This is a genomic window from Massilia sp. UYP32 (genome assembly GCF_050434365.1).
Classification (GTDB): domain Bacteria; phylum Pseudomonadota; class Gammaproteobacteria; order Burkholderiales; family Burkholderiaceae_D; genus Telluria; species Telluria timonae.
The window spans coordinates 1-26,915 of record NZ_JBNDIK010000011.1 but is presented as its reverse complement, the minus strand read 5'-3'; the positions used below and the strand labels follow the sequence as shown (position 1 = coordinate 26,915).

At 64.4% G+C, this 26,915-nt stretch carries 17 protein-coding genes and 1 pseudogene; 11 read left to right on the top strand and 7 right to left on the bottom strand.

Annotation, left to right across the window (positions count from 1 at the left end):
* Positions 1-41 precede the first annotated feature (41 nt).
* The 3 genes from gap (at position 42) to ABIB42_RS10260 (ending at position 1,920) form a co-directional block, all read left to right on the top strand.
* Entirely contained in the window at positions 42-1,055 is a 1,014-nt protein-coding gene (gap, locus tag ABIB42_RS10270; RefSeq protein WP_005668506.1) for a type I glyceraldehyde-3-phosphate dehydrogenase, read from the top strand.
* A 173-nt stretch (positions 1,056-1,228) separates the two neighbouring features.
* Entirely contained in the window at positions 1,229-1,627 is a 399-nt protein-coding gene (locus tag ABIB42_RS10265) for a glutaredoxin family protein (protein ID WP_273163850.1), read from the top strand.
* Between the two features lie 98 nt (positions 1,628-1,725).
* On the top strand, positions 1,726-1,920 hold the full coding sequence (locus tag ABIB42_RS10260) for a hypothetical protein (RefSeq protein ID WP_005668510.1): 195 nt from the start codon (positions 1,726-1,728) through the stop codon (positions 1,918-1,920).
* 66 nt (positions 1,921-1,986) lie between these two features.
* Here ABIB42_RS10260 and map (ABIB42_RS10255) read toward each other — a convergent pair whose 3' ends face one another.
* Complete coding sequence (map, locus tag ABIB42_RS10255; protein WP_429248287.1) at positions 1,987-2,862, bottom strand: type I methionyl aminopeptidase; 876 nt, start codon at positions 2,860-2,862, stop codon at positions 1,987-1,989.
* Positions 2,863-3,054: 192 nt separating this feature from the next.
* Between map (ABIB42_RS10255) and ABIB42_RS10250 the strand changes: the two genes are divergently transcribed.
* The gene (locus ABIB42_RS10250) at positions 3,055-5,922 is read left to right on the top strand and encodes a TonB-dependent receptor domain-containing protein (RefSeq protein ID WP_429248286.1); all 2,868 of its coding nucleotides are present in this window, start codon (positions 3,055-3,057) and stop codon (positions 5,920-5,922) included.
* A 68-nt stretch (positions 5,923-5,990) separates the two neighbouring features.
* Here ABIB42_RS10250 and map (ABIB42_RS10245) read toward each other — a convergent pair whose 3' ends face one another.
* The 4 genes from map (ABIB42_RS10245) to glnE form a co-directional block, all read right to left on the bottom strand.
* Positions 5,991-6,758, bottom strand: a complete 768-nt coding sequence (gene map, locus ABIB42_RS10245; RefSeq protein ID WP_184235143.1) for a type I methionyl aminopeptidase — start codon at positions 6,756-6,758, stop codon at positions 5,991-5,993.
* 153 nt (positions 6,759-6,911) lie between these two features.
* Positions 6,912-9,815: a TonB-dependent receptor domain-containing protein gene (locus ABIB42_RS10240; RefSeq protein WP_184235140.1), complete on the bottom strand. Its 2,904-nt coding sequence runs from the start codon at positions 9,813-9,815 to the stop codon at positions 6,912-6,914.
* A gap of 330 nt (positions 9,816-10,145) precedes the next feature.
* Positions 10,146-13,019, bottom strand: coding sequence for a TonB-dependent receptor plug domain-containing protein (locus tag ABIB42_RS10235; RefSeq protein WP_273035215.1), 2,874 nt, complete (start codon positions 13,017-13,019; stop codon positions 10,146-10,148).
* A 346-nt stretch (positions 13,020-13,365) separates the two neighbouring features.
* Positions 13,366-16,083 carry a bifunctional [glutamate--ammonia ligase]-adenylyl-L-tyrosine phosphorylase/[glutamate--ammonia-ligase] adenylyltransferase gene (gene glnE, locus ABIB42_RS10230; protein ID WP_005668518.1) on the bottom strand — a complete coding sequence of 906 codons (2,718 nt, stop codon included), beginning with the start codon at positions 16,081-16,083 and terminating at the stop codon, positions 13,366-13,368.
* A 212-nt stretch (positions 16,084-16,295) separates the two neighbouring features.
* Between glnE and ABIB42_RS10225 the strand changes: the two genes are divergently transcribed.
* The 6 genes from ABIB42_RS10225 (at position 16,296) to tldD (ending at position 25,384) form a co-directional block, all read left to right on the top strand.
* The gene (locus ABIB42_RS10225) at positions 16,296-20,495 is read left to right on the top strand and encodes a YhdP family protein (protein ID WP_429248285.1); all 4,200 of its coding nucleotides are present in this window, start codon (positions 16,296-16,298) and stop codon (positions 20,493-20,495) included.
* 1 nt (position 20,496) lies between these two features.
* On the top strand, positions 20,497-21,294 hold the full coding sequence (locus tag ABIB42_RS10220; RefSeq protein ID WP_005668522.1) for a carbon-nitrogen hydrolase family protein: 798 nt from the start codon (positions 20,497-20,499) through the stop codon (positions 21,292-21,294).
* Positions 21,295-21,538: 244 nt separating this feature from the next.
* Entirely contained in the window at positions 21,539-22,237 is a 699-nt protein-coding gene (locus ABIB42_RS10215; protein ID WP_040777003.1) for a WbqC family protein, read from the top strand.
* Positions 22,234-23,235: a hypothetical protein gene (locus ABIB42_RS10210; protein WP_429248284.1), complete on the top strand. Its 1,002-nt coding sequence runs from the start codon at positions 22,234-22,236 to the stop codon at positions 23,233-23,235. The genes ABIB42_RS10215 and ABIB42_RS10210 overlap by 4 nt, the downstream gene beginning before the upstream one ends.
* On the top strand, positions 23,232-23,792 hold the full coding sequence (locus tag ABIB42_RS10205) for a GNAT family N-acetyltransferase (protein WP_005668527.1): 561 nt from the start codon (positions 23,232-23,234) through the stop codon (positions 23,790-23,792). Before ABIB42_RS10210 ends, ABIB42_RS10205 begins: the two co-directional genes overlap by 4 nt.
* A 131-nt stretch (positions 23,793-23,923) precedes the next feature.
* Positions 23,924-25,384 (top strand): metalloprotease TldD, encoded by a 1,461-nt coding sequence (gene tldD, locus ABIB42_RS10200; protein WP_005668528.1) that lies wholly within the window; start codon positions 23,924-23,926, stop codon positions 25,382-25,384.
* A 72-nt stretch (positions 25,385-25,456) separates the two neighbouring features.
* Here the strand turns inward: tldD and ABIB42_RS10195 are convergent, their stop codons facing one another.
* Positions 25,457-25,936 carry a hypothetical protein gene (locus ABIB42_RS10195; RefSeq protein ID WP_184235120.1) on the bottom strand — a complete coding sequence of 160 codons (480 nt, stop codon included), beginning with the start codon at positions 25,934-25,936 and terminating at the stop codon, positions 25,457-25,459.
* Positions 25,937-25,943: 7 nt separating this feature from the next.
* Positions 25,944-26,471, bottom strand: a complete 528-nt coding sequence (locus tag ABIB42_RS10190; RefSeq protein ID WP_229409853.1) for a lysozyme — start codon at positions 26,469-26,471, stop codon at positions 25,944-25,946.
* 136 nt (positions 26,472-26,607) lie between these two features.
* On the opposite strand from ABIB42_RS10190, the pseudogene ABIB42_RS10185 reads away from it, so the two are divergent.
* A pseudogene (locus ABIB42_RS10185) lies at positions 26,608-26,709 on the top strand (type VI secretion system tube protein Hcp); the annotation flags it as partial.
* Positions 26,710-26,915 lie beyond the last annotated feature (206 nt).

Genomic DNA, 26,915 nt, shown 5'->3' with positions numbered 1-26,915 from the left:
GTTCGTTACGAAAAAAGTTTTTTTCTAATCAGGAGCACAGCATGACGATCAAAGTTGCAATCAATGGTTATGGCCGCATCGGCCGCAACGTCCTGCGCGCCTTCTATGAAGGCGGCAAGAAGCAAGATATCCAGATCGTGGCGATCAACGACCTCGGCAATGCCGAGTCGAACGCCCACCTGACCCGTTACGACACCGCCCACGGCAAGTTCCCGGGCACCGTCACGGTCGAGGGCGACAATATGATCGTCAACGGCGACAAGATCCGCGTGTTCGCGCAGCGCAATCCGGCCGAGATCCCTTGGGGCGAGCTGGGCGTGGACGTCGTTCTCGAGTGCACCGGCTTCTTCACCACCAAGGAGAAGGCATCGGCCCACCTGAAGGGCGGCGCCAAGAAGGTCATCATCTCGGCCCCGGGCGGCAAGGACGTCGACGCGACCGTCGTGTTCGGCGTGAACCAGGACGTGCTGAAAGCCAGCGACACGGTGATTTCGAACGCCTCGTGCACCACCAACTGCCTGGCCCCGCTGGTCAAGCCGCTGCATGACGCCATCGGCCTGGAAACCGGCCTGATGACCACCGTGCACGCCTACACCAACGACCAGGTGCTGACCGACGTGATGCACGAAGACCTGCGCCGCGCCCGTTCGGCCACCCAGTCGATGATCCCGACCAAGACCGGCGCCGCCGCCGCGGTCGGCCTGGTGCTGCCGGAACTGAACGGCAAGCTGGACGGCTTCGCGATTCGCGTGCCGACCATCAACGTGTCGATCGTCGACCTGTCGTTCATCGCCAAGCGCGACACCACGGTCGAAGAGATCAACGAGATCATGAAGAAGGCCGCAGCCGAAGGCCCGCTGAAGGACATCCTGACCTACAACACCGATCCGCTGGTCTCGGTCGACTTCAACCACAACCCGGCATCGTCGAACTTCGACGCCACGCTGACCAAGGTCTCGGGCCGCCTGGTGAAGGTGACCTCGTGGTACGACAACGAGTGGGGCTTCTCGAACCGCATGCTCGACACCACCGTCGCGCTGATGAACGCGAAGTAAGCCTTCGGGCATCCAATCGCCCCGGATGCGCGCGCGCATCCGGGGCTTTTTTGCGTCTGTACACTACCCCGAAAGCATTAAATTATGGATAAATCCATGCAACAATCATAGTTCATTGACAGCATAATATACAGATATGTATCGTGGATTCGTCTCTTTGACCGGAACGATCCATGCCTGCAAAACGCGTCAAGACCATCCTGTCGTATGTGCTCATCCTTGCTGCTGGTCTCGGCATAGGATCCAGCGTTCCCTACGTCGTCAACCTGCTGAAGCCCGCCTATGCCACGGGCGACTACAGCGCCTACTATCCCGACAAGCAAAGCAATGTCGTTCTCTATGGAACGAGCTCATGCACTTATTGCATTCAGGCGCGGGCTTATCTACGGGAACGCAATATCGCATTCATCGATCGTAATATTTCCGATTCGGATCAAAGTTACCGTGAGCTCGCGCAGCTTGGCGGGAAGGGTGTCCCGGTGATACTGGTCGGCGAACGGATGCTCACCGGATTCAACCAGGACCACCTGGAAGCCGCTCTTGCCGCGGCAGGCCGCATCGCACGGCCCTGACCGCTGGCCCATTTTGCCGATTTCCCGTGTCGGGATCGGCGCGACCTGCGGCGCGGCTCCTGAGCTATGTCGCCGCCTTCATCATCTAGGAGAAATGTATGAGCAAGAAGCTTGCAGTGCTGTTGTTCGCAATCGGGCTCGGTAGCGCAGCCTCGGTATCGGCCTTCCAGCAAGACATGGGTCAGTGCGCATGGCAATGCCTCAGGGGGTATCAGGCATGCGTAGCCAATGGCTACGATGAAAGCCAGTGTAATATGGACCGTACCGATTGCTACGCCCGTTGCGGCATCTAGGCTGAATCGAGCAGCATGCCGCACCGTGATCGGCGCGGCATGTGCCAACCCGGCGTTTTCGGGTGATTATTTCGCGTCCGGCCACGGCGTCAGGATCTCGAAGCCGTTCTTCGTCACCACGATCATGTGTTCCCACTGCGCCGACAGCGAACCGTCGCGCGTCATCACGGTCCAGCCGTCATCGAGCTGGATCACGTCTTCCTCGCCAATATTAATCATCGGCTCGACCGTGAAGGTCATGCCTTCCTTGAGCAGCAGGCCGGTGTTCGGGCGGCCGTAGTGCAGCACTTGCGGCTCTTCGTGGTAGACGCGGCCGATGCCGTGGCCGCAGTAGTCGCGCACCACCGAGTAGCCGGCGCCTTCGGCCAGCTTCTGGATCGCGTGGGCGACGTCGCCCAGGCGCGCGCCCGGGCGCACGGCGCGGATCCCGGCCATCATCGCTTCATGGGTCGTGTCGACCAGCTTTTTCGCTTCACGACTCGGCGTGCCGGCGAAATACATGCGGCTGGTGTCGCCGTGCCAGCCGTCTTGCGTCCTTGACCCAGCCGAGAAAGCGGTGGCGCCAGCGAAACGTCGTGTTGGGTGCACGCTGACGCGCTTGGCTGCAGCGCTGACCGTGCGGGAATCGAGCACTGTGTCCAGATAGTCGAGCCACTTGCCCTTTTGCCTGAGCCGCGCCAGCGGCATGCCGGTCAGGTCGTTGAAGGTGCGGCCGCACGCGCAACAGCGAAAGCGTTGTAAGTCGTTGGCCTGGCCATGCCGGTGGCAGCGCTCGCAGCCGCAATTCGGGCAGCAGCGCCCCGTCGACCGGATCTTGCCGATGAGGGCGACCACCCGGTCGAGCCCGGCAGCCGGATGCAGGGCGGCGAGCACCTGCTGACGCTGCGGCTGGTTCAGTTGAGGCGGCTGGGCGAATAGCTTCTCAAACTTCGGCGCTTTCATCGTGCGCTTCCGATCGATGACGACCGGGATTGGACCGCGGATCAGCTCAGCAGTTCAACGCTCATCCATATCTAACGATGACAGCGCCTTTTTCGTCCACCGCCATTTGGGCAAAAATCTCACATGTCTTTGATATTTCACAAATGTACCTATAACTGGTGTGCTTAGGGTCAAAATGACATGCGTAGGAAAATGCGAGGCCTGGACGCCGTCGCCACGGCGCTTTCAGCCGCCCCCTTCGCTGCGGCGCAAAACACCGGAACCGAGGGCGCGCAGACCGTGTACGTTACCGGTTCCAACCTGAAGCGCACCGACAAGGAAGGCACGCAGCCGATCCAGGTCATCACGGCAAAGGATATCCGCGAGACCGGTGCCGCGACGGTAACCGAACTGATCCGCTTGGTGCCCTCGATGGGCAGCGACGTCAATCTCGACACCAACGACGGCGGCTTCTCGCGCGGCGTCTCCAGCGCTTCGCTGCGCGGCCTGTCGTCGACCTCGACCCTGGTGCTGCTCAACGGCCGCCGCATCGCGCCGGCCGCCTATGCCGATCCGAACGACGGCAACTCGACCCTGTACGACCTGAACTCGATCCCGCTCGCGGCCCTCGAGCGGGTCGAGATCCTGCGCGACGGCGCCTCGGCCGTGTATGGCTCGGACGCGATCGGCGGCGTCATCAACTTCATCACCCGCTCCAACTACAACGGCGCCGAGATCTCGGCGCGCGCCAGCGCCAACGACGATGGCGAGTTCAAGCGCAAGGGCGTGAACGTGGTCGCCGGCACTGGCGACCTGGAGACCGACGGCTACAATGTGTTCTTCACGGCCGACCTGTCCGAACGCGACCGCGTGCTGCGCGAAGACGTCAAGGACATCGAGTTCGACCAGTACCGCCGCCTGTCGAACCGCTACGCCACGCCCTACGGCAGCACGATCTCGGGCTCGCCGATCTTCTACCGCGAGACCGCGCCGGGTTCGGGCCAGTTCACCGCCACCCAGGCCAACGCCGCCGACCGCCTGCGCGTGACCACCAACTGCGATCCGTCGCGCCAGCTGGTCGGCTCGACCGCCATGGGCCTGGCTGCCACCAGCGTCTTCATCGGCCGCACCTTCTGCAACTACAACACCAACCAGAACCTGGAGGGCACGGGCGAGGGCAAGGACGCCAACCTCCTGACCCGCGGCGTGATCAAGCTCGGGCCGAACGTGCGCGCCTTCGCCGAAGCGGCCTATGCCCGCACCGAGCGCCAGTACACGGCCAGCCCGATCACGATCAACACCACGCCGGTGACCAACTTCACCGCGACCGGCGTGGCCCCGAGCTACCAGACCATCCTGCCCGCCGGCCACCCGGACAACCCGTTCCCGAATGCGCGCGCCTCGGTCGCTTACCGCTTCGAGAACGCGCCGACCGGCACCGAGACTATCAACGAACAGGGACGCTTCCTGGCCGGCCTGCAGGGCACCCACTTCAACTGGGACTGGGAAGTCGGCCTGCTGTACAACGAGGCGCGGCGCGAGGACACCTACCACGGCCGGCTGTACCTGCCGGCGCTGCGCACGCTGAACGAGGGCGCCACCCTGGCCCAGCTGTCGAACAATCCGGACCTGTTCCGCAGCACCAGCAGCGACGACAAATCGTCGATCACCCACTTCGACGTCAAGGCCAACACCACGTTCGGCCAGTTGCAGGGCGGCGCGGTCGGCGTCGCGGTCGGCGCCGAGGCGCGCCGCGAAAAACTGGTCATGGTGCCCAACGAGCTGCTGTCGTCGGGCCAGATCTACGGCCTGGCCAACACCATCATCGACGGCGAGCGCGACGTCAAGTCGGCCTTTGTCGAGGTACGCACGCCGTTCTTCACCAATTTCGAGATGGACTTCGCCGGCCGCTGGGACAAATACCCGGGCATCAAGACCAACTTCGTGCCGAAGGTCGGCGCCAAATGGACCGCCACCAGCAGCCTGGCCTTCCGCGGCACCTATTCGGAAGGCTTCCGCGCACCGGCCCTGTCGCAAGTGACGCCGGGCGGCGCGCAGTTCTTCCTGACCGGGCTGTTCGATCCGAAACGCTGCGAGACCGACGAGGAAACGCCGAAACCGAACGCCACCGAGGCGGACTGCAACAAGTCGGCCTCGGGCACGGGCGGCGCCAACCCGGACCTGCAGCCGGAAGAGTCGAAGAGCTACACCTTCGGCATCCTGTTCTCGCCGACCCCGAACTTCGACATCGGCCTGGACTTCTACAAGATCCGCAAGGAGGGCGAGGTCGCTCTGGGCTCGGCCTTCGACGCGCTGCGTAACGAGGACAGCAACCCAGGCCTGGTCGTGCGCGACCAGAATGAGGCCAACTTCGTCACCGACGCCAACGGCGTGCCGATCCCGGGCACCGGGCCGTTGCTGATGGTGCGCGAGCCGTGGCTGAACAAGGGCTCGGTCGAAGTGCGCGGCGTCGACATCGACATGGCCTTCCGCAAGAACCTGGGCGAGTGGGGCAATTTCACCGCCAAGCTGACCTCGGCCTATATGCACTCGTACACCCTGCAGCAGGAAGCTGGCGACGCCGAGCACAACCTGGTGGGCTACAGCGCCGGCCTGCTGGATTGGAACCTGTCGAGCGGCATCGACCTGCCGCGCTGGAAGACGCAGGTGTCGGCCTCGCTGACCAAGGGCAATCACGCCTTCAGCGCCAACGTCAACTACACCGGCCCGGTCTCGCTGCTACGCAAGTACGACAATGACACCGTGTATGACCAGGCGTTCTGCCACTACCAGCCGGCAACCAGCCCGAGCATGCCGAGCGCCAGCATCGCGGTGCCGGGCTATCTCGGCGAGTTCCCGGACTGCAAGGTCAAGGAATGGGTGCGTTTTGGCGTCGGCTATACCTATACCGGTGTCAAGAACCTGGCGCTGACCTTCAACATCCAGAACCTGTTCGACAAGGCCGCGCCGTTCGACCCGCGCTATGGCGCCAACAACGGCGCCCCGCTGGCCGGCTACAACGAAGGATTGCACAATCCTTACGGCCGCTACTTCTCGGCATCGGCGCGCTACAGCTTCTGATGGCCGGATGACGGCCGCCGCCTGAAAAAGGAACCCGGCCAAGGCCGGGTTTCCTTTATCGACGCGCCTTATTTCGCGTCCGGCCAGGGCGTCAGGATCTCGAAGCCGTTCTTCGTCACCACGATCATGTGTTCCCACTGCGCCGACAGCGAACCGTCGCGCGTCATCACGGTCCAGCCGTCATCGAGCTGGATCACGTCTTCCTCGCCAATATTGATCATCGGCTCGACCGTGAAGGTCATGCCTTCCTTGAGCAGCAGGCCGGTGTTCGGGCGGCCGTAGTGCAGCACCTGCGGCTCTTCGTGGTAGACGCGGCCGATGCCGTGGCCGCAGTAGTCGCGCACCACCGAGTAGCCGGCGCCTTCGGCCAGCTTCTGGATCGCGTGGCCGACGTCGCCCAGGCGCGCGCCCGGACGAACGGCGCGGATCCCGGCCATCATCGCTTCATAGGTCGTGTCGACCAGTTTCTTTGCTTCGGGGCGCGGCGTGCCAGCGAAATACATGCGGCTGGTGTCGCCGTGCCAGCCATCCTTGATCACGGTGACGTCGATGTTCACGATATCGCCATCCTTCAGGACGTCCTTTTCGCTCGGGATGCCGTGGCAGACCACGCCGTTGATCGAGGTGCACAGGGTCTTGGGGAAGCCATGGTAGCCGACGTTGGCCGGCGTGGCCTTCTGCACCTTGCGGATGTAGTCGTGGCAGCGGCGGTCGAGTTCTTCGGTGGAGACGCCGGGCACGACGTATTCCTTGATCATTTCCAGGACTTCGGCGGCCAGGCGGCCGGCAATGCGCATCTTGGCGATGTCTTTGTCGTTCTTGAGTTTGATGGTCATACGGTGTCGATTCGGCGTGCGCGCAGCGCGGGCAAACCAGCATGATACCGCGTCGGGCAGGCAAGGGGAGGGGAGCAAGTAAAAATGCCCACCCGGCAAGGCCGGGCGGGCATCTGGAAACTCGTCAGGTGGGGGGCCGCAGGCCCCGTTCCATTAGAAGTTCTGGGTGTAGCGGACGTAGAAGAAGCGGTCCAGCGACATGTCTGCATCGACCATCGAAGCCGAAGCCTGGGTGCTGTACACGATGCGTGGCGACTTGTCGAAGACGTTGTTGATACCGAACAGGATGCGAGCATCCCAGTTGGTCTTGTAGCCAACGCTCACGTCGTGGATCGTGACCGAACCCAGCTTGTTGGCGCCGGTACCGAACGATGCTTCGTAGTCAGGCATGTTGCACTCGAACTCGTCGTAGCAGATGTCCTTGACCGGGCTGTAGTAACGGAAGCCCCAGGTGGCGCTCCAGTTGCCCAGCGACCAGTCGAAGTTGGTGTTCGACTTCACGCGGTTGTAGAAGTACTCGCCGGCGTAGTTGTTCCACTCCGAATCGGCACCGCTGCGGGTACGGAACTTGTCGACATACGAGGTTTCGTTACGCACGCCGAACTGGCCGTACGCGGTACGTGGCAGGCGATACGAGATCGACATGTCCAGGCCCTCGGTTTCCATGTTGCCGAGGTTGGCGTTGCCGCGCTGCAGGTTGATGATCTGGCCGGTGACTGGGTCACGACGGATCACCGAGCAGAAGTTCGCGCTGTTGTTGATGAAGCACTCGTTGGCGACGTAGGTCGCGCTGATCGCGGTGATGCGGTTCTCGATCTGGATGTTGTACCAGTCCAGGCCGAAGCTCAGGCCAGGCACGAACGATGGGCTGTACACGAAGCCGACGGTGCGGGTCTTGGCGGTTTCAGGCTGCAGGAACTGGTTGCCGGCGCCTGCGTTGAACGCCACGGTCGACTGGGTGCCAGCGGCGCCGCCGATGACCGCGCCAGCCTGGTTCACCTGGCGGTAGCCGGCGAAGGTGCCCGACGCCGCGCAGCGCGCCTGGACTGCCGGATCGCGTGCAGCTTCACCGAACACGGTGTCGCATGGATCCAGGAAGTTGTCGAAGGTCTGGGTGCCGCCGCCGAAGGTGTCACCCAGGGTCGGAGCACGGAAGCCTTCAGCCCAGGTACCGCGCACCAGCAGGTCGTTGACCGGCTTGTACATGAAGCTGAACTTACTGTTGTTGGCCACGCCGAAGTTGCTGTAGTCCGAGTAGCGGTGCGCCAGGTTGAAGCTCAGCAGGTCTGCGAACGGCATGTCCTTCAGCACTGGCACGTTCAGCTCGGCGTACGCTTCGCGCACGGTGTAGCGGCCGTAGGTCGGCGCGCCTGCCAGTTCGGTCGAGTAGCCCGATTGCTCGAACTGGCCCGGCACTTCCTGACCCTTGACTTCGCGGTGTTCGATACCGACTGCCAGGCCCACGGCGCCGGCTGGCAGCTGGAACAGTTCACCAGCCAGGTCGGCGGTGGCGCTGTTGACGGTCGAACCGTAGCTCTTCTGCGAGGTCGAGTTGATGTAGGCCAGAGCTTCCGGGGTCGAAGCCGATGGGCCGCCCAGGATGTCAAACGGAGTGCAGCTCGACAGGCCGATCGGTGCGTCAGGGGTGCCGCACTGGACGACGCCGCTGGCGTTCATGAACGATGGGCCCAGGGCGCGCTTCAGGTTCAGCAGGTTGATGTTGCCGACGCCGAACTGCGAACCGGAAACCTTGCTGTGGTTGTAGCCAGCGCTCCAGTTCCATGCCAGATCCTTGATGGTGAATTCACCTTCCAGGGTGGCATCGATGTGCAGGGTGCGGTTTTCGGTTTCGGTGTTACGGGTCAGCTCGATGGTGCGGCGGGCGAAGTACAGGTCCTGGCCCAGGCCGGCGCCGGCAACCTGATTGCCGTATGGGTTGTAGTAGCTGTCCTTGTCGACGTAGACCGGGTAGGTTGCCTGCGAGGTCGAGGTCAGCGGGTAGCCGGCGATCTGCTGGTTCGACTTGCGCTGCGAGTACATCGCGGTGGTCTTGAAGCGCATGTCTTTCGGCAGCGCGACTTCGCCCTTGACGAACAGGGTGTCCAGCTTGCTCGGGATGAGCAGGTCCATGTCTTGCGACGAATTGTACTTGTCTTCTTGAATATTGTTCGAGAAGTTGTGGTAGTTCGCCGGGTTGCGCGAATCCGCGCCGACGCCCACGCCGTCATAGGTGCCGGTATGGTTCAGGACGCGGTTGAAGCCGTTCGGACCGGTGGTCAGCGGGCCGCCATTGGCCGGGTTGACCGCGGTGATACGGCCCCATGGGCCAGCGCCCAAGCCGTCGAATGCATGCAGCGGACCACGGCCGAAGCGGGTGATCTCGCGGGTCTGGGTGTCCACACGGCCCGATTCGGTGTGCGACAGACCGAACATCAGCGAAGCTTTTTCATCGCCGGCGCCGTAGCTCAGCGAGAAGTCCTTGTTCTTGCCGTCGTTCTTTTCGTTCTGGCCGGTGTACACGGACAGCTGGCCACCCTGCATGTTCTTCTTCAGGATGATGTTGACCACGCCTGCGATCGCGTCCGAGCCGTAGATCGACGAAGCGCCATCCTTCAGGATTTCCATGCGTTCGATCATTGCCGACGGGATGGTCGACAGGTCGGTGAAGCCGTCCACCGACTGGGTCCAGCGCTTGCCGTCCACCAGGACCAGCAGGCGGTTCGAGCCCAGGTTACGCAGGCTGACGTACTGGCCGCCGATTTCGCTGTTCGAAGTCAGCGAGCCCGAGCGGGAGAAGTCAGGTGCGCCTGCCGACGACAGGTTGTTCAGGATGTCGCCAACGGTGACCAGACCGGTGCGCTGGATCTGCTCCTGGTTCATGATCTGAATTGGCTGTGCGGTTTCCAGGTCGACTTGGCGGATACGGGAACCGGTCACTTCGACGCGCTGCAGGTTTTGCTGCTGCGAAGTTTCCTGTGCGACCGCTGCGGTCATGCCGAGGGTCATACCGCCGAGGCAGATCGCGCGGACCGACCGGGACAAGAGTGTTTCCATCATGTTGCAAACTCCTAGGGGTGAAAACGCGGCGGCACCATGGGAAGGGCACTGCCACCGAAAATGTCGCGAAGCGACTACCTGAAAAACGCCAACTTGTTGGTTTAACGAGTTTTCAAGTCAGCAATAAAAACATTCGCGGTGCATCACTGTCAATTCATATACGCATGTATGACCATTCTGTTGCAGAAATGTGTAATTACGTGTTGGCAATGTTGCAAGTAATTGACTGCGCAGTCAATAATTGATCTAAATTTGGCAATGCGAAAAAAAACCCGCTCGGCTTGCGCCGGGCGGGTTTTTTGCGCAATTAAATTGCTTGAAACTTGAAGCTTAGAATGACTGGTTGTAGCGCACGTAGAAGAAGCGGTCGATCGGCAGTTCCGGCGACACCGACGACGACGACGAGTTGCCGCCAGTGTTCGAGCTTGCGCTGTAGTTGATCTCAGGCTTCTTGTCGAAGACATTGTTCGCGCCGAACAGGATCTTCGCATTCCATGGCAGGGCATAGCCGACCGACATGTCGCCGTACCACATCTCGCCATGACGGTTGTAGCCGGTGCCCCAGCTGGCTTCCTTGGTCGGATCCGAGCAGTAGATGGCCTGGGTCGCCGAGTAGCAGCGGTTCTTCTGGCTGCTGTAGAAGCGGGCCGTGAAGGTGGCGCTCCAGTTGCCCATGCTCCAGTCCAGCGAGGTATTCGACTTCACGCGGAAGATGTCGTACTCGCCGGCGTATTCGACCCATTCGCTATCCAGGGTCGACTGCTGCTTGTACGAATCGGTGTACGTGGTTTCGCTGCGGATGCTGAACTGGCCGAAGCGGGTGCGTGGCAGGCGGTAGTTGACCGCCACGTCGACACCTTCGGTCTCGACCTTGCCGCGGTTCGTGTTGCCGATCTGCAGGTCGACCACCTGGCCGGTTGCGTCACGCTTGATCAGCGAGCAGAAATTCTGCACGTTGTTGACGTAGCACTCTTCCAGGGTGTTGGTCGCCGAGACACCGGTGATCAGGTTCTCGATCCGGATGTTGAACCAGTCCACCGACACCGAGAAGCCAGGCACGCTCGATGGGCTGATGACCATGCCCAGGGTACGGGTCTTGGCCGATTCCGGCTGCAGGAAGGCGTTGCCGGCCCCGGTGGTGAATGGGAACGGCGTCTGGGCGCCGGTCGCGCCGACGTCGGCGCCAGTCTGGTTCTTCTGGCGGAAGCCGGCCGGAACGCCGGCGGCCGCGCAGCGTGCCGCCACGGTCGGGTTACGCGCAGCTTCGCCGTGCAGGCTGTCGCACACGTCCAGGTAGCTGGCGAAGGTTTGCGAGCCGCCGCCGAAGGTGTCGCCCAGGGTCGGCGAGCGGAAGCCTTCGGCGTAGGTACCGCGGGTCAGCACGTCGCGCACCGGTTTCCACATGAAGCTGAACTTGCTGTTGGTGGTCGAGCCGAAGTTCGAGTAGTCCGAATAGCGGGTTGCCGCATTCAGGCTCAGCAGGTCGGCGAACGGCACGCCTTTCAGCAGCGGCACGTTGGCTTCCAGGTAGGCTTCGCGCACGGTGTAGCGGCCGTAGGTCGCATTGCCGGCCAGGCTCGACGAATAGCCCGACTGCTCGAACTGGCCCGGCACGTCCTGGCCGCGCACTTCACGGTATTCGACACCGCCGGCAACGCCCACGCCGCCGGCCGGCAGCTGGAACAGTTCGCCGGTGAGGTCGGCGGTGGCGCTGTTGACGGTCGAGCCGTAGGTCGCCTGGGCGGTCGACATCACGTAGTCCAGCGCTTCCTGGGTCGAGGCCGATGGGCCGCCGAGGATGTTGAACGGGACGCAGGCGGCCAGGCCGATCGGCGCGGCCGGGGTGCCGCACTGCACCACGCCCGAGGCGTTCATGAACGATGGACCGAGGGCCTTCTTCAGGTTCAGCAGGTTCAGGTCGCCGTAGCCGCGCACGCCGCCATCGACCTTGCTGTGGTTGTAGCCGACGCTCCAGTTCCATGGATTGTTGGCGATCGCGAATTCGCCTTCCAGGGTGGCGTCGATGTGCAGGGTGCGGTTGCTGTTGTCGGTCACGCGCGGCACGTCGATCGTGCGGCGGTAGAAGAACAGGTCCTGGCCGTTGCCCGCGCCGGCCACCGAGTTGCCGTATGGGTTGTAGTAACTGTCCTTGTCGACATAGACCGGGTAGGCGGACTGCGACGTCGAGCTCAGCGGATAACCAGCAACGGAGCGCGACGACTTGCGTTCGGCATACATCGCGGTGGTCTTGAAGTTCATATTCCACGGCAGCGCCACTTCGCCCTTGACGAAGATCGAGGTCAGCTTGCTCGGCGTCAGGAAGTGCATCTGGCTCGTCGAATTGAACAGGTCGGCAGGTGCATTGGCGAACGTATGGTAGTTGGCCGGGTCGCGCGAATCGGCGCCGACGCCATCGCCCAACTGGCTGCCGGTGTGGTTCAGTACCCGGTCGAAACCGGTCGGACCGCCGGTCGGGCTAACCTGGCGGATACGTCCCCATGGGCCAGTGCCAAGGCCGGCGAGTGGGCGGTCCGGACCGTTGGTGGTCGCGGTGATATCGCGGGTCTTGGCCCAGACCGGACCCTGGTCGGTGTGGGTCAGACCGAACAGCAGCGAAGCCTTGTCGTCGCCGGCACCGTAGGAGATCGAGTAATCCTTGGTCTTGCCGTCGTTCTTTTCGTTCTGGCCGTGATAGATGCTGGCCTGGCCGCCCTGCATGTTTTTCTTCAGGATGATGTTGACCACGCCCGAGATCGCGTCCGAGCCGTAGATCGACGAGGCGCCGTCCTTCAGGATCTCGACGCGTTCGATCAGTGCCGACGGGATGGTCGACATGTCGGTATAGCCGTTGACCGACTGGCTCCAGCGCTTGCCGTCGACCAGCACCAGCAGGCGCTGCGAGCCGAGGTTGCGCATGTCGAGGAACTGGCCGCCCTGTTCGCGGCCCGCGCCCAGCGCGGTGCCCTTGCTGAACGCTGGAACGCCTGCCGAGGACATGCTGTTGATGATGTCGCCGACGGTGACCAGGCCGCTCTTCTGGATCTGTTCCTGGCTCATCACCTGGACCGGCTGTGCGGTCTCGAGGTCGACTTGGCGAATGCGGGAACCGGTCACTTCGACGCGCTGCAGTGCTTCCTGCGCGATGGCGCTCATTGCCGGCAGCGCGAGCGCCACGGCCAATGCGATCTTCGTTCGTTGTTGCATGTGCTCTCCATCCTGCGTCCCACGGGTGTGGAACGACTTTTTATGATTAATAGGTGCAACCCGTGCGCATGCGGACGCCCGTGGATAACGGGGGTTCCGTCGTGCATACACATCTATATAAAACCATTCCGTGTTGACCAGTGTCAACGCGTTGCAGGCTGGAATTTGTGGCAAAAACAACAGTTATCAGAAAGAAATTAAATGACCAAAAAGTCAGGAAATTCAACGGCTTATCGATTGTGCAAAAAAGGTGTACTTACGAGTAAATTCAGTGCGAGGAGAGCGCACACGCACCGGAGTGGTGCGTGCACGAAATGGGATGGGGAGAGGAAGGAAAAGCTGCTGTTCAGTTGCCGAAGCAGGCTTGCCACAGCGCTCGTACGCTATCGGGGTGGGCGCCCACCAGGCCGGGCTCGACCCGGGTCTTGTCCTGGCCCTGCAGCCGCACGCTGTGCTGCAGCTTGCGCATGATGCGGTAGGCGTCGGCGACCTGGCCCGCCAGGCCGGCGTCGATCAGGCCCAGCTCGCCGCAGACGCGCAGCAGGGCGATATTGCCGGCGTTCGCGGTCAGCTGCGGGTAAGCCGCGGCATGGCGCAGCACCAGGTATTGCACGATGAACTCGATGTCGATCATGCCGCCCGCGTCGTGCTTGAGGTCGAACAGCTCGCTGCGGTTGACGTTGGCGTCGCGCATGCGCTGGCGCATGCGCACCACCTCCTCTTTCAGTTGCGCTTCCTGGCCGGAGCGGTCCTTGCGCAATACCTGCTCGCGGATCGCCTCGAAGCGCGCGCCGATGGCCGGCTCGCCCGCGCAGAAGCGGGCGCGCGTCAATGCCTGGTGTTCCCATAGCCAGGCGGCATCGTTCTGGTAGCGCTCGAAGGCGGCGACGGACGAAACCAGCATGCCGCTGGCGCCGTCCGGCCGCAGGGCGATGTCGACGTCGAACAGGATGCCGGCCGCGGTATGGGCCGTCATCCAGGTGATGAAGCGCTGGGCCAGGCGCGCATACAGGGGCGGGGCGTCCTGGTCTTCGTCGTCGTACAGGAAGATCACGTCGAGGTCCGACACATAGCCGAGCTCCTTGCCGCCCAGCTTGCCGTAGGCGATGACGGCGAAGCGTGGTTCCTCGCGGTGGCGGCCATTGACCGTGCGCCAGGCATGCCTGACCACGGCGCCGACGATCATATCCGCCAGCGCCGACAGGTGGTCGGCCAGGCGTTCGACCGACAGCTCGCCGGCCAGGTCCAGGGCGAGCAGGCGGAACAGCTGCGCATGGTGGGCTTCGCGCAGGATGTCGAGCTGGCGCTCGGTGTCGCCGGCCGCCTCGCTCAAATGTTCGTCGAGCAGCGCGGCCAGCTGCCCGAGGTCGCCGGCGCCGGCATTGCGGTCGTCCAGCAGTTCGTCGAGCAGGATCGGGTGCTGGGTGAGGAAGGTGGCGGCCCAGCCGCTGGCATTGATCATCCGGATCACCCGCTCGAGCGTGTGCGGGTATTCGGTCAGCAGCGACAGGTAGGCCGAGCGGCGTGCGATCGCCTCGAACAGGTCGAGCAGGCGGCCCAGGGTGGCGGCGTGGCTGCCGATGCCGGCCTCACCGACCACTGTGGCCACCAGCGGCAGGGAAGCGTCCACCAGCGCCAGCAGCCGCTCCCGGCTGGCGTCGGGAAGGTTCGACAGGCGCGGACCCTGCAGGGTGGCGGCCAGGCGGCTGGCGGCGGTGCGGGCGTCGTCGAAGCCGAGCGCGGCCAGGCGGGCGGCGAGTGCGTCCATATTATCCAGTTCGTCGGCCAGGGCCGGGGCATCCGGCTTGTCGTCGGGTTTTTCCTTGTCGGCGAAAATGGCGTCGAACTGCTGGGCCACATAGCTGCGCTGCGCGTCGAGCGCGTCCAGCAGGGTGGCTTCGTCCTTGACGCCCATCATGTGCGCCACCGCCAGCCGGTCGTCCGGATTGGCCGGCAGGGTATGGGTCTGGGCGTCTTCCAGGTATTGCACCCGGTGTTCGAGGTTGCGCAGGAACGTATAGGCCTGCAGCAGGCGCTCCACCGTCTCTTGCGGCAGCAGCTCGCGCTCGGCCAGCAGCAGCAGGGTCTTGCGGGTGGAGCGCTCGCGCAAGGCCGGATCGCGTCCGCCGCGGATCAGCTGGAACACCTGGGCCAGGAACTCGATCTCGCGGATGCCGCCGCGCCCCAGCTTGACGTTGTGGCTGCGCTCGGGATGCAGGCGCTCCTGGCGCTTCACCTCGGCGCGGATCTGGGCGTGCATATTGCGGATCGCGTCGATCACGCCGAAGTCGAGGTAGCGCCGGAACACGAAGGGCCGCACGATGGCGTCGAGCGCCGCGATGTCGTCGGGCGCGCCGGTGACGGCGCGCGCCTTGACCCAGGCATAGCGCTCCCATTCGCGGCCCTGGACGATCAGGTATTCCTCGACCATGCCCAGGCTGGCCGCCAGCGGGCCGGACTTGCCGTTGGGGCGCAGCGCCATGTCGACCCGGAACGTGAAGCCGTCCTCGATCACCTCGGACAGGGCCGCGTTCAGGCGCCGTCCGAGGCGCACGAAGAACTCGTGGTTCGACAACTGGCGCTGGCCGGGGCCGGCCGCGGTCTCGCCGTCTTCCGGATAGACGAAGATCAGGTCGATGTCCGACGAGACATTGAGCTCGCCGCCGCCCTGCTTGCCCATGGCCAGCACCATCAGGTGCTGGGGGCGGCCGGATTCCTCGCCCATCGGCATGCCGTGGCTGGCCACCAGCTCGTCGGTGAGGGCGAAGACGTGGGTCTGGATCGCGAAGTCGGCGAAGGCCGTCATGGCCGTGACCACCTCGTCGAGGTCGGCCTGACCGCCCAGGTCGCGCGCCACGATGGTCGAGACCAGCAGGTTGCGCACGCGGCGCATGGCCCGTTCCAGCGGCAGGCCCTGGGCCAGTTCGCGTTCCAACAGCGCGCGGAAATCGGCGCCGCCCAGCGATAATGATGACAATGCGGCCAGTTGGGCGGCGCGCTCGGGAGCGGCATCGAGCCAGCGCTGGACGAAGCGTGAGGCGCAGGCGGGGGAAGCTGTGGTCATCGTCGATCCTGTTAGATGCGCGGGTCGGTGCCGCCCGGCGGGGAGGGTTTTTAAGGTCTGGCTCAGAGGCGATGCGGTAGAATGGCCTGCTCATCGGACACGATACGCTGCCTGGGTCAGCACCGATGGTAAGGTAGACGCCGCAACTGTTGCAAGCGACCTGTTTTATTAAAGAGTTAAATTTACGGCGAGCCTTTGTTATTAGCACCTTGATGCACAACCCGGATCCGCAGGCGCCCACTGCGGCATCGCCGCTCGCCGTGCGCTGGCGGCGGCTGCGTTCGGCCTACCGCATGGCCAACCTGGCCTCGCACCACGTGCTTGGCTTTACCATCAAGCTCGTGCTGCTGGTGTATTTCGCGCTTGCCGTGCTGTTCCTGGTGCTGCGCTACGCCATCCTCCCCAACATCGACCTGTATAAAAGCGACATCGAGCGCATGGCCGGCAATGCCCTCGGCAGCCGGGTCACGATCGCGCGCCTGGCCGCGTCCTGGCACGGCTTGCGGCCGGCCCTGTCGCTTAGCGAAGTGCGCCTGCACGACCGCGACGGGCGCCAGGTGCTGGCGCTGCCGCAGGTCGAGGCGACCCTGGGCTGGTGGAGCGTGGCCGCCTTCGAGCCGCGCTTCGCCTCGCTCGAGATCAAGGGGCCGCGCCTGGCGGTGCGGCGCGGGCTGGACGGCGTGATCGAGGTCGCCGGTGTGCGGCTCGACCCCAACAAGGCCGGCGGCGGCGGCGGCGACTGGCTGCTGCGCCAGCGCGAGATCGTGATCCGCGACGGCCGGGTCGACTGGACCGACGAATTGCGCGGCACGCCGCCGCTGGCGCTGGAAGGCGTGACCCTGGCGCTGCTCAATCGCTGGGGCGCCCACCACTTCGCGCTGCAGGCCACGCCGCCGCGCGCGCTGGGCAGCCCGATCGACGTGCGCGCCCAGTTCCGCCACCGCTTCGGCGAACGGCCGTCGGACGTGCTGCGCTGGAAGGGCGAGCTGTACGCCGACCTGCGCGACGTCGACCTCGGCGCCTGGAAACGCTTCGTCGACTATCCGATCCAGCTCGAGCGCGGCCGCGGTTCGCTGCGCGCCTGGCTCGGCTTCGACCAGGCGCGCCTGGCCGGCTTCACCGCCGACCTGGCCCTGGCCGGCGTCAATGCGCGCCTCGGCAAGGACATCGCGCCCCTGCAGCTGGCGCGCGTCAGCGGCCGCCTGTCGGCGCGCGAGGAATTGCTGCCGAACGGGGCCGACGGCAAGCCGACCTTCGGCGCCCACGGCCACACGATCCGCCTCGAACACTTTGCCGTGGTGGCGCGCGATGGCCGCGCGCTGCCGCCGGCCACGCTGGAACAAACCTGGCGTCCCGCGAAGGATGGCCAGCCAGAGCGCGGCGCCCTGCGCGCGCGCCGGCTCGACATCGGCGCGCTGGCGGCGCTGGCCCAGTACCTGCCGGTCACGCCGGTGCAGCGCCAGCTGCTGGCCGACTATGCGCCGCGCGGCATGCTGCAGGACGTCAGCGCCGAATGGGATGGGCGCTACCCGAACGTGAGCGGCTGGCGCATCCGCGGCGAGGTCGCCGACCTGGCCCTGAATGCCGTCGCCGCCCGTCCGGCGAGAAACGCCCAGGGCGGCGTTCCGGCGCTGCCGGCGCGGCCCGCCACGCCCGGTTTCGAGCGCCTGAGCGGCCGCATCGATGCGAACGAGCGCGGCGGCAGCGTGGCGCTGGACTCGAAGGGCCTGGCGCTGTTCATGCCGGCCTGGTTCGCCGAGCCGCGCATGCCGTTCGACCAGCTGGCGCTGAAAGCGAACTGGAAGCTCGAGCCGGGGCAGCAATTGCAGGTGGAGGTCGACGACCTGACGTTCCGCCAGGGCGATTTCACGGGCGAGGTGTCGGGCCGCCACGTGTTGCCGCTCGGGCCCGGCCACGGGCCCGGCAGCGCCGACTTCAGCGGCAGCCTGGACGGCTTCCCGATCGACCAGATCGGCCGCTACCTGCCGCTCGCCACCCCGCACGGCCTGCACGACTGGCTGGTCGGGGCCTTGCAGGGCGGACGCCTGAACGACGCCAGCCTGCGCCTGCGCGGCGACCTGGCCCACTTCCCGTTCCACGCCAATAACGCGGCCGAACGCGCGCGCGGCGAATTCAACGTGAGCGGACGGCTGGCAGGGGCGCGCCTCGAATACGCGCCCGGCCACCGGCATCCGGACGGCACGCCGCTGTGGCCGCTGGCCGAGGCGATCGACGGCAGCATCGAGTTCGACCGGGCGCGCATGGAAATCCACGGCAAGACCCTGCGCACCCTGGGCGTGGCGCTGTCGAACGTCAAGGCGGTGATCCCCGACCTTGGCGCCCACGAGAACATGATGCTGGAAATCGACGGCCAGGGCGCCGGGCCGCTGCAGGAATTCCTGCGCTATGTGTCGGTGACGCCGGTGCTGGACTGGATCGGCCACTTCACCGAGGACACGCGCGGCAGCGGCAACGCGAAGCTGGGCCTGAAATTGCGCATGCCGCTGTCGCACATGCATGACACCAAGGTGCAGGGCAGCCTGCAATTGCAGAACAACGACGTCAGCCTGTTCCCCGAACTGCCGACCTTGCAAAGCGCCCAGGGCCGGATCGATTTCCATGACCATGGCTTCGGCCTGGAGGCGATTCGCGCGGACTTCCTGGGCGAGCCGGTCACGGTGGCCGGCGGCACCCAGCGCGACGGCAGCACCCGGGTGCTGCTCGACGGCGTGCTGTCGGCCGAGGGCATGCGCCGCACGGCGCCGGCGCCGGCAATGCAACGCCTGGCCGAACGCCTGTCGGGGAGCACCCACTACACCGGCTCGATCGTGGTGCGCGAAGGCCGGCGCACGATCGCCATCGACTCCAGCCTGTCGGGCCTGGGCGTCGAATTGCCGCACCCGCTGAACAAGGCGGCGGACGCCAGCCTGCCGCTCAGCTTCGTGCTGGAAGGCGCGCCGACCATGGCCGGCCTGGGCCGCGACGAGATCCGCGTCGGCGTCGGCCCCAACCTGGCGGCGCGCTACCTGCGCGAGAAGCAGGGCAAGGGCCCGTGGCGGGTGACCCAGGGCGGCATCGGCGTGAACGTGCCGGCGCCGCTGCCCGACGAAGGCATGATGGTCCACGTCGATTCGAAGGTGCTCAATATCGATCACTGGCTGGCGGCCGGGCGCGCCATCGCCGGCGCGGATGCGGATACCGGCGCCGCCTTGCCGGCGCCGGGCGCGATGGCCGGACCGGCGGCCAGCTCCGCCAGCGGCGCCGACTTCACGCAGTACATCCTGCCGACCGTGCTGGCCGGACGCATCAGCGAACTGACCATCGGCGAACGGCGCGTGGCCGACGTGGTGCTCGGCGCCACCCACACCCGCGACACCTGGCAGGCGAACCTGCATTCGCGCCAGGCCAGCGGCTATCTCACCTGGAGCGAGACCCCCAGCGGCCTGGGCAAGGTCACGGCGCGCCTGGCTTCGCTCACGATTCCCGAATCGGCCGAGGCCGAGGTCAAGGACTTGCTGGAGTCGAGCCGGGGCGCCAGCGCCACCATCCCTTCGCTCGACATCGTGGCCGAGCAGTTCGAACTGTTCGACAAGCGCCTCGGCCGGCTGGAACTGCGCGCCAGCAATGTGCGCGCGCTGGCGGGCCGCGAATGGCGCATCGACCGCGTGCTGCTCGCCAATCCGGACGGCCAGCTGAAGGCCAACGGCCGCTGGCTGACCAAGGATGGCAAGAGCAATACCAGCCTGAATTTCGCGCTCCACATGGACGACGCCGGCAAGCTGCTGGACCGCCTGGGCTTCCCAGGCACGATCGGGCGCGGCAACGGCACCCTGAGCGGCGACATTTCCTGGGCCGGCCTGCCGTATGCGATGGATATCCCGAGCCTGTCGGGCCAGATCGAGATGAACGTCGAATCGGGCCAGTTCCTGAAGCAGGATCCGGGCGCCGCCAAGCTGCTGGGCGTGCTCAGCCTGCAAGCGCTGCCGCGCCTGCTCAAGCTCGACTTCCACGACGTGTTCTCGGAAGGCCTGGCGTTCGACGGCATCAGCGCCAACGCCATGATCCAGCGCGGGGTGCTGCGCACCGACAACCTTAGAATGCATGGGGTGGCGGCCACCGTCCTGATGAACGGCAGCGCCGACATCGCCAACGAATCGACGAACCTGCGCGTGGTGGTGATCCCCGAATTCAACCTGGGCACCGGGCCGCTGGTGTATGGCCTGGCGGTGAACCCGGTGATCGGCCTGGGGGGCTTCCTGGCCCAGCTGTTCCTGCGCGCGCCGGTGATGAAGGCGCTGACCTATGAAATGCAGGTGACGGGGCCGTGGAAGGCGCCGGTCATCACGAAAATCGACAACCCGGCGGCGGCCGCCGCCACTGCACCAGCCACTGAGCCAGCCAAGAAGGAGTGATATGACGACCGTAGCCGCGATCCAGATGGTTTCCACCCCCGAGGTCGGCGAGAACCTGGCCACCGTGCGCCGCCTGGTGGCCGAGGCCGCCGGCCGGGGCGCCACCCTGGTGGCCCTGCCGGAATACTGGCCGATCATGGGCATGAGCGACGCCGACAAGGTGGCGCACGCGGAGCAGCCCGGCAGCGGCCCGATCCAGAATTGCATGGCCGCGCTGGCGCGCGAGCACGGGATCTGGCTGGTCGGCGGCACCTTGCCGATGGTCTCGCCCGAGGCGGGCAAGGTGCTCAACACCACCCTGGTGTACGACCCGCAGGGGCAAATGATGAGCCGCTACGACAAGATCCACCTGTTCGGCTTCAACAAGGGCGCCGAATCGTATGACGAGGCGCGCACCATCGTGCCGGGCGAGACGGTGGGCGTGTTCGACGCGTCGTTCGGCCGGGTCGGCCTGTCGGTGTGCTACGACCTGCGTTTCCCCGAGCTGTACCGCGCGATGGGCGAATGCGCTCTCATCATCGTGCCGGCCGCCTTCACCCACACCACCGGCCGCGCGCACTGGGAAGTGCTGCTGCGCGCCCGCGCCATCGAGAACCAGTGCTATGTGCTGGCCGCGGCCCAGGGCGGGATGCACGTCAACGGCCGCCGCACCTACGGACACAGCATGCTGGTCGATCCCTGGGGCGAGGTCAAGGCGGTGCTGCCGGAAGGCGAGGGCGTGGTCGCGGGCGAACTGGATGCGGCCTACCTGGCCGGGGTGCGCGAAAGCCTGCCGGTATTGCGCCATCGCAAAATGTAGGCGTTCCTCGAGGGTTTCGGGGCCCGCCGTGCATGCGTATCACGAAGCTTGTTTTGGGGAAAGATTTTTGTCATCATGCGGTTTTCCCTCAGCCGGCAGCAGGGCGGCCCATACCGCGCATAGTGAATGGCACTGCAATCATGAGCAAACACCACTCGATCCAGGTCTCTCGACAGGCACGCGCGCTGCGCGAGGCGTCGTCGGCGAGCGTGGCTTGCGCGGTCGTCGCGCCGGGGGCGCAACGGTGAAGCTTGCCATCATGCAGCCTTATCTGTTTCCGTACATCGGGTACTTCCAGCTGCTTGCGTCGGTCGATCGATTCGTGTTCTATGACGACGTCAATTACATCAAGAATGGATGGGTCAACCGCAACCGCCTGTTCCTGGCGGGGGCGGTACGCTACATGACGGTGCCGCTGGCCGGCGCGAGTTCCTTCATGAAGATTGATACGGTGAGGCCGGAGCCGGGCGAGCACTGGAAAAAGAAGCTGCTGGAGAGTGTCCGCCACGCCTACGCCAGGGCGCCATACTTCGCGCTGGCGTACGAGATGCTCGCCAGTGTCATTCACGGAAATCATGCGTCGATCGGCGCCTTGTCGCGCGCCAGTGTACGCATGGTGTGCGAACACGTCGGGCTGGACACGGGGCTCGTCGATTCATCCCGCACGTACGACAATGGGCACCTGGCGGGGGAGACGCGCATCATCGACATTTGCCTGCGCGAGCGCGCCAGCCGCTACCTCAACGCGCCCGGTGGCACCGACCTGTACGACAAGTCGACCTTCGCCTGGCATGGCATCGCCCTGGAGTTCATCGCACCGCGCCTGGAACCCTATCCCCAGCTGGCGCAGCCGTTCCAGCCCGGACTGTCGATCCTGGATGTGCTGATGTTCAACGACGCCCGCGCCACGCGTGAGCTGATCGCGGCGGGGGAGGTCGCATGAGCGCGCCAGCGATCGGTGGCTATTTCGAACTCGAGCTGCCGCCGCAGCGGTCGTCAGCGTTTCCCGGCGCATTGCGTTTCCAGTCGGCGCGCGCGGCGTTTTTCGCGTTGTTGCAAGCTGGTCGGCCGGGCCGGGTATGGATGCCCGATTACCTGTGCGATTCCATGCTGGCGCCTCTGCACGCGGCTGGCGTGACCGTCATGCCATACGAGGTCGATGCCCGTTTCGAGGTGTCGGGGCAGGTCGATCTGCAGGCGGATGACTGGTTCTATGCCGTCAACTATTTCGGTGTCCGTACCCGTGAAATCGATGCCTTGCTGGCGCGGATGGATCCCGCGCGTGTCGTGCTCGACCATTGCCAGGCGTTCTACGTGCCGGCTCCGGCCTGCCTGGCGTCCATCTATTCGCCGCGCAAGTTCTTTGGTGTTGCCGATGGCGGCTTCCTGGTCACGGACTTGCCGGTGCCTGCCCCGCAACAGGACGATACGCCGGTGCTGGAACATGCCGGCCACCTCCTGATGCGGTTGGCGGGCGCGCCGGAGATCGGGTACGCCGCCTACCAGCGCAGCGAACAGGCGCTGGCGGCACTGGCGCCGCGCCACATGTCGGCGCTATCCGAGCGCATCCTGGGCAGCGTCGACCTCGAGGCGGCTCGGGAACGGCGCAAGCGCAACTTCGACTATCTGCACCGGCGGCTGGCGCGCTTCAACGGCTGCGACCTCGATCCCGGAAGCATCGATGGTCCCCTGTGCTATCCCTTGCTGACGGGCGCGCAAGGCCTGCGCGAGGCGCTTATCGCACAGCGAATCTACGTCGCAACCTACTGGTCCGACGTCCTGCAGCGAGCGCCGGGCGCCAGCGCTGCAGCCGCCCTGGTCCGCGAGCTCGTGCCCTTGCCTTGCGACCAGCGCTATGACGAAGACGATATGGCGAGGGTGGCGGATGCCTGCGCGGCCTACTTGTCGGCACACATACACCATACTGGAGATACACCATGAATATCCAAGGGAAGACCGTCACCCTCAGGGCTCCGGAACTCGATGACGTGCCGCGCCTGCATCGCTGGAGCAACGATCCGGAAGTATGGAATATGCTTGGCGGCTGGCATTTTCCGTTCTCGAGCCGCTCGACCGAAGACTGGGTCCGTTCGCGCAAGGACGGCAATCCGACCAGCCATGTCTTTTGCATCGACACGCCGGACGACGGCATGATCGGCACCGCCAACCTGGTGGACATCGACTGGAAAAACGGCAACGCTTTCCACGGCATGATGATCGGGGAAAAAAACCTGCGCGGCCGCGGCTACGCCCTCGACACGGTGATGGCGATCATGCGCTATGCCTTCATGGAACTGGGCTTACAGCGCCTGGACGGCGACATGATTGCCTACAATCAACGTTCGATCCGCTTTTATCTTGACAAGTGTGGGTGGAAGCAGGAAGGGGTGCGCCGCAACTGGTTTTTTCGCGACGGCCAACACCACGACAAAATCGTTGTCGGCGTCACGCGGGACGACTACCTGGAACTGGTGCGCGCCAACCGCTACTGGGATTGAGTGGGTCAGGCGGCGCCTGGCGCCACGAAACGCATGCCCGATGACCGACAGCACATTGCCTGGGCTACCTTCCGGTGCGAACGGCATGGATATGGCACAATGCCCTTTCCAACCGAATGCTTGATGCCAACATGACTCCATTTGAACCGAATCTTTCCTCCATCGCCGTCGCGCGCGACGTGCTGTTGACGCCATTCGGCCTCGACGAGGGCAAGCTGCTGCGCGCGCTGGGGACGATGTTCACGCACAAGGTCGATTACGCCGACCTGTACTTCCAGTTCACCAAGAGCGAAGGCTGGAGCCTGGAAGAGGGCATCGTCAAGACCGGCAGCTTCTCGATCGACCAGGGCGTCGGCGTGCGCGCCATCTCGGGCGACAAGACCGCGTTTTCGTATTCCGACGAGATTTCCGAGCGCGCGCTGCTGGACGCCGCCACCGCCACGCGCACCATCGCGCGCGCCGGCGCCGGCCGCATCAAGGTGGCCGGCAGCGCGCTGCCGACCGGCGGCCGTTCGCTGTATTTGCCCAACGATCCGTTGGCTTCGCTCGATGCGACCGCGAAAGTGAAGCTGCTCGAGCGCGTGGAAAAGATGGCGCGCGCCAAGGATCCGCGCGTGGTGCAGGTGATGGCGGGCCTGGCCGGCGAATACGACGTGGTGCTGGTGGTGCGCAGCGACGGCGTGCTGGCGGCCGACATCCGTCCGCTGGTGCGCGTGTCGGTGACCGTGATCGCCGAGCAGAACGGCCGGCGTGAAGTCGGCTCCTCCGGCGGCGGCGGCCGTTTCGACTACGGCTACTTCGACGACGAGGTGCTCGACCGCTATGCGACCGAGGCCGTCAAGTCGGCCTGCGTCAACCTGGAGGCGCGTCCGGCCCCGGCCGGTCCGATGACCATCGTGCTGGGACCGGGCTGGCCCGGCGTGCTCTTGCATGAGGCGGTCGGCCACGGCCTGGAGGGCGACTTCAACCGCAAGGGCTCGTCCTCGTATGCCGGCATGATCGGACAGCGGGTGGCGGCCAAGGGCGTGACCGTGGTCGACGACGGCACCCTGCAAGACCGCCGCGGTTCGCTGAACATCGACGACGAAGGCAACCCGACCCAGTGCACCACGCTGATCGAGGACGGCATCCTGAAGGGCTATATCCAGGACACGATGAATGCGCGCCTGATGAAGATGCCGGTCACCGGCAATGCGCGCCGCGAATCGTTCGCCCACCTGCCGATGCCGCGCATGACCAACACCTATATGCGCGCCGGCGACAAGGACCCGCAAGAGATCCTGGCCTCGGTCAAGAACGGCCTGTACGCAGTGAATTTCGGCGGCGGCCAGGTCGACATCACCAACGGCAAGTTCGTGTTCTCGGCCAGCGAGGCGTATATGATCGAGGACGGCAAGATCACCTATCCGGTGAAAGGCGCGACCCTGATCGGCAACGGCCCGGACGTGATGAACCGCATCTCGATGATCGGCAACGACATGCGCCTGGATTCGGGCGTCGGCGTGTGCGGCAAGGAAGGCCAGAGCGTGCCGGTGGGCGTCGGCCAGCCGACCCTGCGCATCGATGGGGTGACGGTGGGCGGGACGGCCTGATCCGTCACTTGTCCTCACTCTCAATGCCCGGTTTTGCCGGGCATTGTAGCTTTTGGTGCGTTTGTGGCCGCGTCATTTCTGGCGTCGGGGTCTTTCACGCACAGCGTCAAAAAATACACCTTGCCAGTGCACAACCAGCTTGTCTGGCGGTTTCTGGTATACATCCATGCAATCCAGATTCACCACCGTCACCGGATTCGGTAGCCCCAGGTTCTCTGCGCTGGCATTTGCGTGCCGATACAGATATTCCTCGGTCTCTGCGCGCGTCGCCTCGAACGTGGGTGCATCGCAGATGCGTTTGCCCAGTCGCACGCGGTTCGCTCCAATACTGAGTACTTGACCGATCATTCCATTGGCCTGGGCGTCGTCAAGCGCGCTGATCTGCGATGAGTCCAGCACAGCGGTCAATCTCCATTGTCCGATCACCGATTTGTCCTGGCTCTGGGCATTCGCAGGTGTTGATGCCCACATCGCTAGTGCGACTACCGCGACTGCGATATAGGCTTGAATGTCCCATCGCTGAGTGACGGTTCTGGCGAATGGATGTGACATGGTTCTCCTATCTTTCTGTTTCCAGAAACGGTGCGGCTTCCTCTGCGCGGCGCTTTACCAGACCACCTGCAACGACTTTTTTCACGCCGTTTTTAGTTCTTATTCGCACCCGTACAAACTGCTGCATATTGGCAGCAGCTCCGCTGAAATCACCGGCGTTGATGAGCTTATAGGTATTCCCGGCACCACCGATCCCCGTGTTATACGTGAACGAAACCAGGGCATCGAATTGGGCCTGGTTTAACTCTGCATGGACGTTGCGATGCACCCCTCCTTCGGCCTCTGCGACTTTACGAGAGAACTCAGCCTCGACCTGAGCAGGGCTGACAGCCCTCCCAAGCTCTTCTTCGGTACAAACGCCACGGTGAGCGAGCACGCTAATCCCCCATGTGCAGTGCCCACGGTTCTTGCCCATGTCGTTGTAATACCGGTATTGAACGGTTTCCGTATCGCGCAGCCGCTTGCGCGCCTCGGGGCTTATCCGCATATTGACAGTCGGTCGCTGAGGCAGTGTTTTCTCAACTGTTGCTGGCATAAATGTCCTCTTGCTTGCTTTGAATACGCACTCTAGTCGCGATGACACGGCGCGACTTTGCGCTCGGCTAAGCCAGTCCACCGACGAATGCACATAATCCACAGGCCGACCATCAGGTCGTAATCAGGGGAACCACATGGCAATCGACGTATATCTGCAAATGGACGGTATCAAAGGAGAGTCGCAGGACGAGAGGCACAAGGACTGGATCGAGTGCGAGACCGTGCATTGGGGCATACGGTAGTTGTCAACAAAGATGTCGCGTCAAGTCATGCGGCTTTTCTTAATTGCTCTGGCGGTTTCCGTTCCGGATTCAGCCAGACTTCATCGTTCAATTCCCAGTCCCGAGTAGCCCCACTCCAGCGCTCCGGATGGCGTTGCTTCGCAGCCTCGTAGATCTGCTTGCGGTGGTTCAGGATCGCCGCGTCCCTGCCGTCATGGCGC

Coding starts and splice junctions, on each gene's coding strand:
- ABIB42_RS10265 (WP_273163850.1), top strand. CDS start 1,229: ATGCCTGCAAAACGCGTCAAGACCATCCTGTCGTATGTGCTCATCCTT.
- ABIB42_RS10190 (WP_229409853.1), bottom strand. CDS start 26,471: ATGCCAGCAACAGTTGAGAAAACACTGCCTCAGCGACCGACTGTCAAT.
- ABIB42_RS10210 (WP_429248284.1), top strand. CDS start 22,234: ATGAGCGCGCCAGCGATCGGTGGCTATTTCGAACTCGAGCTGCCGCCG.
- ABIB42_RS10235 (WP_273035215.1), bottom strand. CDS start 13,019: ATGCAACAACGAACGAAGATCGCATTGGCCGTGGCGCTCGCGCTGCCG.
- ABIB42_RS10205 (WP_005668527.1), top strand. CDS start 23,232: ATGAATATCCAAGGGAAGACCGTCACCCTCAGGGCTCCGGAACTCGAT.
- ABIB42_RS10240 (WP_184235140.1), bottom strand. CDS start 9,815: ATGATGGAAACACTCTTGTCCCGGTCGGTCCGCGCGATCTGCCTCGGC.
- glnE (WP_005668518.1), bottom strand. CDS start 16,083: ATGACCACAGCTTCCCCCGCCTGCGCCTCACGCTTCGTCCAGCGCTGG.
- ABIB42_RS10260 (WP_005668510.1), top strand. CDS start 1,726: ATGAGCAAGAAGCTTGCAGTGCTGTTGTTCGCAATCGGGCTCGGTAGC.
- map (WP_184235143.1), bottom strand. CDS start 6,758: ATGACCATCAAACTCAAGAACGACAAAGACATCGCCAAGATGCGCATT.
- ABIB42_RS10220 (WP_005668522.1), top strand. CDS start 20,497: ATGACGACCGTAGCCGCGATCCAGATGGTTTCCACCCCCGAGGTCGGC.
- ABIB42_RS10195 (WP_184235120.1), bottom strand. CDS start 25,936: ATGTCACATCCATTCGCCAGAACCGTCACTCAGCGATGGGACATTCAA.
- map (WP_429248287.1), bottom strand. CDS start 2,862: ATGAAAGCGCCGAAGTTTGAGAAGCTATTCGCCCAGCCGCCTCAACTG.
- ABIB42_RS10250 (WP_429248286.1), top strand. CDS start 3,055: ATGCGAGGCCTGGACGCCGTCGCCACGGCGCTTTCAGCCGCCCCCTTC.
- gap (WP_005668506.1), top strand. CDS start 42: ATGACGATCAAAGTTGCAATCAATGGTTATGGCCGCATCGGCCGCAAC.
- tldD (WP_005668528.1), top strand. CDS start 23,924: ATGACTCCATTTGAACCGAATCTTTCCTCCATCGCCGTCGCGCGCGAC.
- ABIB42_RS10225 (WP_429248285.1), top strand. CDS start 16,296: ATGCACAACCCGGATCCGCAGGCGCCCACTGCGGCATCGCCGCTCGCC.